The sequence below is a fragment of the Mesorhizobium sp. M2A.F.Ca.ET.067.02.1.1 genome (assembly GCF_004023285.1).
GTDB lineage: Bacteria > Pseudomonadota > Alphaproteobacteria > Rhizobiales > Rhizobiaceae > Mesorhizobium.
Window position 1 is genome coordinate 1 of record NZ_RZSB01000354.1, and the last position, 6,041, is coordinate 6,041.

7 protein-coding genes are annotated in these 6,041 nt (G+C 63.5%); 2 read left to right on the plus strand and 5 right to left on the minus strand.

Features of this window, described 5'->3' with window-relative positions; all coding sequences use genetic code 11:
• Positions 1 to 1,377: ABC transporter ATP-binding protein (locus EOA28_RS21875; RefSeq protein WP_148670795.1), on the minus strand; the 1,377-nt coding region annotated here is incomplete at its 3' end.
• Positions 1,378 to 1,633: 256 nt separating this feature from the next.
• Here EOA28_RS21875 and EOA28_RS21880 point away from each other — a divergent pair.
• Both EOA28_RS21880 and EOA28_RS21885 read left to right on the plus strand, forming a co-directional pair.
• Positions 1,634 to 1,843, plus strand: a complete 210-nt coding sequence (locus EOA28_RS21880) for a SlyX family protein (RefSeq protein WP_126081396.1) — start codon at positions 1,634 to 1,636, stop codon at positions 1,841 to 1,843.
• Positions 1,844 to 1,865: 22 nt separating this feature from the next.
• Positions 1,866 to 2,273: a hypothetical protein gene (locus EOA28_RS21885; RefSeq protein ID WP_126081395.1), complete on the plus strand. Its 408-nt coding sequence runs from the start codon at positions 1,866 to 1,868 to the stop codon at positions 2,271 to 2,273.
• A 106-nt stretch (positions 2,274 to 2,379) separates the two neighbouring features.
• Here EOA28_RS21885 and EOA28_RS21890 read toward each other — a convergent pair whose 3' ends face one another.
• The 4 genes from EOA28_RS21890 to EOA28_RS21905 form a co-directional block, all read right to left on the minus strand.
• On the minus strand, positions 2,380 to 3,369 hold the full coding sequence (locus EOA28_RS21890; protein ID WP_095817026.1) for a BMP family ABC transporter substrate-binding protein: 990 nt from the start codon (positions 3,367 to 3,369) through the stop codon (positions 2,380 to 2,382).
• 277 nt (positions 3,370 to 3,646) lie between these two features.
• On the minus strand, positions 3,647 to 3,973 hold the full coding sequence (locus EOA28_RS21895) for a hypothetical protein (protein ID WP_126081394.1): 327 nt from the start codon (positions 3,971 to 3,973) through the stop codon (positions 3,647 to 3,649).
• A gap of 99 nt (positions 3,974 to 4,072) precedes the next feature.
• Positions 4,073 to 4,774, minus strand: a complete 702-nt coding sequence (locus tag EOA28_RS21900; protein ID WP_126081393.1) for a DUF2569 family protein — start codon at positions 4,772 to 4,774, stop codon at positions 4,073 to 4,075.
• Positions 4,775 to 4,872: 98 nt separating this feature from the next.
• Positions 4,873 to 6,041, minus strand: a 1,169-nt coding sequence (locus EOA28_RS21905; protein WP_128315250.1) for a bifunctional serine/threonine-protein kinase/universal stress protein, incomplete at its 5' end; no start/stop codon positions are given.

The following is a 6,041-nucleotide window of genomic DNA, read 5'->3' on the forward strand; positions in this document are numbered from 1 at the left end:
CAGCACTGCCTTGCCCTGGTCGCGCATGGCGATCAGCCGCTTGTGGATGAATTCGATGGCGCCGACATCGACGCCGCGCGTAGGCTGGCCGACGATCAGCACGCCGGGGTCCTGTTCCATTTCCCTGGCCAGCACGATCTTCTGCTGGTTGCCACCGGAGAAATTGGCCGTCTTCAGCCGCGGATTGGCGGGGCGGATGTCGTATTTCTCGATCTTGTCCTTGGCGTCGGCCATGATGACATCGACGTCGAGGAACGGCCCCTTCAGATAGCGCTCGTCATCGTGATAGCCGAGGATGGAATTCTCGTTTTCCTCGAAAGCGAGCACCAGCCCGACATGGTGGCGGTCCTCCGGCACATGGGCCAGCCCGCGGTCGCGCAATTCGCCGGGATCGGCCTTGCCGGTGAGGTCGATCGGCTTGCCGTCGAGCATCACCTCGCCGGAGACCGCATGCCTGATGCCGGAAATCGCCTCCAGCAGCTCGGACTGGCCGTTGCCGGCAACGCCGGCAATTCCGACGATCTCGCCGCCGCGCACGTCAAACGAAACGTCGTCGACCATGGTGACGCCGCGCTGGTCCTTCACCGTCAGGTTCTTCACCGACAGTTTCACCGCGCCGGCTTCCGACTGGCCCTTCTCGACCCTGAGCAGCACGCGCCGGCCGACCATCAGCTCGGCCAATTCGCCGACCGTGGTTTCCTTTGTCGTCCTGGTCGCGACCATCGTTCCCTGGCGCATGACCGAAACCGTGTCGGTGATCGCCATGATCTCGCGCAGCTTGTGCGTGATGAGCACGATCGTTTTGCCCTGGTCCTTCAATTGCTTGAGGATGCGGAAGAGGTGGTCGGCCTCAGCCGGCGTCAACACGCCCGTCGGCTCGTCGAGGATCAGGATCTCGGCGCCGCGATAGAGCGCCTTGAGGATCTCGACGCGCTGCTGCAGGCCGACCGGCAGCTCCTCGATGACGGCGTCGGGATCGACCTCGAGGCCGTATTCGCGTTCCAGTCGGTCAAGCTCCGAGCGCGCCTTGGTTATGCTGCTCTTCAGCAGCGCATCGCTTTCGGCACCGAGGATGACGTTTTCCAGCACCGTGAAATTGTCGACCAGCATGAAATGCTGGTGGACCATGCCGATGCCGAGCGCGATGGCATCGTTGGAGGTGTGGATCGAAACAGGCTTGCCGCCGACGCGGATTTCGCCGCTGTCGGCCTGGTAGAAGCCGTAGAGGATCGACATCAGCGTCGACTTGCCGGCGCCGTTCTCGCCGACAATGCCGTGGATGGTGCCGCGCGCGACCTCCAGGTTGATGTCGCGGTTGGCGCGCACCGCGCCAAAGCTCTTGTTGATGCCTATGAGCTCAATTGCGGCTTGCGCCATGCAGCCTGTCCCACTCAGTATTTTTATCGCTTGGTCAAAATGCCTAGCATGATGCCCCGCTTATGCCAATCGGCCGTTCACTCTCGACAAATCCCCGCGCCCTTGTCAATTTCGAACCTGAGCAGGTTCCGCAAAAGTGTCCCGCGGTTTTGCGATCGGAACCTGCGAGAACCAACTGAGCATAAGCGGGTACTCGTGGGCATCCCACCAATATCTGCTTGGGTGAAGGCTTCATATTCGCAAGGAACGGTTTTGCATGGCCACGCCTGACGATCGGCTGACGACGCTGGAAATCCGCGCCGCCGAGCAGGAAAAGACCATCGAGGAACTGTCCGGCCAGATCGCCGAACAGTGGAAGGTGATCGAGCGCATGGAGCGCAAGCTTGCAGCCCTGACCAACCGGTTCCTTGAACTGGAGGAGCAGACCGCCTCCGACGTGCCGGTGAGCAAGCCGCCGCATTGGTGAGGAGCCATGGGAAAAGACGGCCATGTCCAGTGAAAGCGACCGCGTCGCCCGGGCCGGCGACTATGTCTTCGGCTTGATGAACGACAGAGAACGCGCCCGCGCCGAGCGCGACCTCGAGATCGATCCCGCCTTTCGCGACACGGTGCTGCGGCTCGCCGAGCGCCTGCGCGCGCTTGATCCCGCGGCGCCCGGAGCGCGCGGCAATCGCTGGGAGCTGGTCACGCAACGCCTTGCCGAACTGCCGCAGATGCAGGCGCGGCTCGCCGGCATTGCCGCTCCCGAGGCCGAACCGCCGCCGGTGATGATCCACCGGGTCGAGCGCAAACCCTACGGCGTCGGCCTGCATTCGCTTGGCGGCAGGCTTGGTTTTGTCATTGCGCTCGCCCTGCTGGCAGCCTTCGCGCTCGGCTATCTCGTCGGGACGTTATAGGATGTCGCCTTCGGCCACGGCTTCGATCGTCGGCCGCATCACCCCCGGCCAAAAACGAAACCGCCGGGCGCTGGCCCGGCGGTTTCAACCCTGCTTCAGCTGCCGATCAATAGGGGCACTTGTTGTCAGCGGTATAGTCGTGCACCTCGATCTTGCCGGCGATGATGTCGGCCTTGGCCTTTTCGACCGCTGCCTTCATCTCGTCGGTCACCAGCGCCTTGTTGTTGTCGTCCATGGCGTAGTCAACGCCGCCTTCCTTGAGGCCGAGATTCTGGAGGCCGCCCTTGAAGGTGCCGTTCTTGCCGTCCATGAAGGCGTTGTAGACGGCGACGTCGACGCGCTTCATCATCGAGGTCAGCACCTTGCCCGGCTGCAGGCCGTTCTGGTTGGAATCGACGCCAACGCCGAGCTTGCCGGCATCCGCCGCCGCCTGCAGCACGCCGACGCCGGTGCCGCCAGCCGCCGCGTAGACCACGTCGGCGCCCTGGTCGATCTGCGTCTTGGCGATCTCACCGCCCTTGGCCGGGTCGTTCCAGGCGGCCGGCGTGTCGCCGGTCATGTTCTGGATGACGTCGGTCGCACCTGCCGACTTGGCGCCGCCGACATAGCCGCATTCGAACTTGCGGATCAGCGGGATATCCATGCCGCCGATGAAGCCGACCTTCTTCGACTTCGATGCCATCGCCGCCAGGATGCCGACGAGGTAGGAGCCTTCGTTCTCCTTAAAGACCAGCGAGCGCACATTGGGCAGGTCGACGGCATCGTCGATGATGGCGAAGTTCAGGTCAGGATAGTCTTTCGCGACCGCTTTCAGCGCGTCCTCCCAGGCAAAGCCGGCCATGACGATCGGGTTGCGGCCGTCCTCGGCGAAGCGGCGCAGCGCCTGCTCGCGCTGCGAGGCATTCGAGACTTCGAATTCGACATAGGCGACGCCGGTTTCGGTCTTGAACTTCTCGGCGCCGTGATAGGCGGCCTCGTTGAAGGATTTGTCGAACTTGCCGCCCAGATCATAGAGGATGGCCGGCTGCACGTCCGCGGCGAAAGCCGGAAGAACCATTGCGGTTGCGGCCAGAAGGCCGAGAACGATACGTTTCATGTGATCCACACCCTGTCGGTTATTTTTCCGTTTTGCGCCGCCTGCCTGCCCGGTTCTCCGGCAGGCTGGCGATGCCAGGCAGGAAGTGTTTGCCCTTCCCGCTCGCGGCCAATCTGGCACGGCGCGAAACAAAATTCACGTGGATTTTTGACCTGTTGGAAAAAGCGGTTACCGGCGGTCCGGCACGGCTCTTTGAGCAATTCCAGGAAAAGTGAAGCGGCAGGCTCGGCGGTTTCGCCGTAGCATTCCGCCCGGAATAGCGTCGCAACAAGAGCCTTCAGGAACTTGGAGCGAATTCCGCGCCCCGGCGCCTGCGCCGGTAGCCAATGGCGTAGAGCAGGAAAGCAAGCACCGCGAACACGGCGAAACCAGGCTGCGCGAGCACCCAGGCGAAGGCGCCGTCCCACACCAGCGGACTTGCCTTGGCGCGCACGAAGCTCTCGAAGGCGGCCCGGGTATCCGGCGAGACCGCCAGCCAGCTTGCGTTGAGCGGCGTCATCACCAGCGAGGAGGCGGCGACCGAGCGTGTAGTGTCGATCACCGCCATGATGACCGAAATCGACAGCGCTATCATGGCTGCCAGCCGAAAGATGAAACGCAACATCGACGCTCTCCCGGGAAGGCTCCCGTCTACCCCGCCATCGACATAGAGCGTGCGTGGTTCCCGCGCAATCGCGGCCCCCATGAAATTGACACCTTGAAATTACCGAGCCCGCGGCGGCCCGCGCCGGTTGACCCGCCAGATTGCGAAAATGCCGCCGGCGATCGCGCCGACGATCAGGCCGCCCAGCCCGATGAAAGCGGCGAAAAATCCGCAGGCGCCCTCGAAGCAGCTCATATGCGTCAGGTCCGCGATCAGCGAACCGGCGAAGAACCCACCAAATGCGCCGATCACGCCGCCAAGGATGATGCCGAGCAGCGCGGCGAAGATCGAGACGAAGACCGGCGGCCGCTCGGTCTCCAGGTTGGCGTAGACCGTCTCTGCGCCGGCCCCGTTGCGCAGGAGATAGATACAGAGCAGGCCGACGGCGATCTCGGCGACGGTGAAGCCCAGCCCCTCGGCCGAGAACACGAAGTCGGACACCAGCAGCACATAGGCCTGGCGGACCAGGATCCATATGATGATGGCGACCTGCCAGATCGTGTAGTGGCGCGGGAAACGGGCCGATCGGTTGAAGGCGAGACCAAGCAGGTACAGCCCCCACAGAATGGTGATGACGCCGCCGGCGAGGCCGCCATAGATCAGGAAGAGGACGTTATCCGGCAGGCTGAAGTCGCCGATCAGCCGCCAGTTCGAGATCAGGCCATAGGCCGACAGGCCCATGACGATGACGAGCCAGGCCACTGGGATGAAGGAAAGCCCGCTGTCCGGCCGCCCCGCGGGTTGCTGGTCGATCGATGCCATGTCAGGACAATGCCCCTCGCAAAGCCCAATGCAATTCTGCAAGCAGTCGACAGGCAGGCAAGGCCGAAGTCAAGCTCGCTTGCAGAGCACCGACCACTTCACGGCGACAGCCGCCTTTCCTCCTCGACCGCTTTCAAGCGCACGACCGACACCGAGCAAAGGGCCCGCGCCACGACCTTGGTCGACACGCTGCCGAGGTGGCGGCGAATTGCCGAAGAGGATCGGGCGCCGACAACGATGTGCCCGACATCATTGTGCTCGGCATAGTTGAGGATCGCGTCGGCCGGACTGACCGCCTCCAGCACGTGATAGCTTATGCGGTCCTCCGGCAGATGCAGCGGACGCGCCCAGTCCTTCAGCGCGACCAGCCGCTGCAGATAGACAAGGCGCCCTGATTCATCGACATCCGGTGTCTTGCCGACAATCTCGGTCTTCAACACCGTCACGCAGGCCAGCCAGGAATCCGGACGTGCCGCAAGGACACGCGCGGTTTCGTTGCGAACCTCGCCGGCCAGCGCATCGCTTCCATTGGCAAGGTCGACCGCGGCCAAGACGATCGGCGGTCCGGCGCGCACTGCCGAGCTCGCCGCCTTGCCAACCAGCGACTTCTCGTCCGTTCTGCGGAAAAGGTTCCTGATCGCGCCCCAGACCCGTTCGTTCGACAGCGCGCTCTTCCTGGCGACCACAACCTGATCGGGATTCCTGAGATCCGAAAGAACATGCGCCGCTTCGCCATAGCGCCTGGATCGGTCGACTTCCATGCAGCGCACAATGACGGCCTCCAGCCACCTAGGTATGGCCTTATCGATGTCTCGCGGCGGCTTGGGCGCATGGTAGAGCCTGCGCTTCATTCCCGCGAAAGTGGCCGGACGCCCGAATGGCTCCTCGCCGGTGGCGAGCTGATAGAGGATGCAGCCCAGCGCGAATATATCGCTTGCCGGATCGGACCTCTCGCCCAGCACCTGTTCCGGCGACATATAGGCTGCCGTGCCCATCGGCACGGAACTCTCTTCGCCGAGAAGGTCCGGAAGCTCCGCATGGCGGGCGAGGCCGAAGTCCAAGAGCACGGCGCCGCGCTCGGCCAGAATGATGTTTTCAGGCTTGAGATCGAGATGGACGACCTTCTGGCGGTGCAAGGCGGCGAGCGCCTTCGCGATTTCCGCGCCGATCCTTGTCACCTCGTCCGGCGGCTGTGGCGCGCGGTTCGTCAGCTCCGCCAGACCGATGCCGGCGACGAACTCCATGGCAATATAGGGAACCTTCGCCA

Coding starts and splice junctions, on each gene's coding strand:
- EOA28_RS21880 (WP_126081396.1), top strand. CDS start 1,634: ATGGCCACGCCTGACGATCGGCTGACGACGCTGGAAATCCGCGCCGCC.
- EOA28_RS21885 (WP_126081395.1), top strand. CDS start 1,866: ATGTCCAGTGAAAGCGACCGCGTCGCCCGGGCCGGCGACTATGTCTTC.
- EOA28_RS21890 (WP_095817026.1), bottom strand. CDS start 3,369: ATGAAACGTATCGTTCTCGGCCTTCTGGCCGCAACCGCAATGGTTCTT.
- EOA28_RS21895 (WP_126081394.1), bottom strand. CDS start 3,973: ATGTTGCGTTTCATCTTTCGGCTGGCAGCCATGATAGCGCTGTCGATT.
- EOA28_RS21900 (WP_126081393.1), bottom strand. CDS start 4,774: ATGGCATCGATCGACCAGCAACCCGCGGGGCGGCCGGACAGCGGGCTT.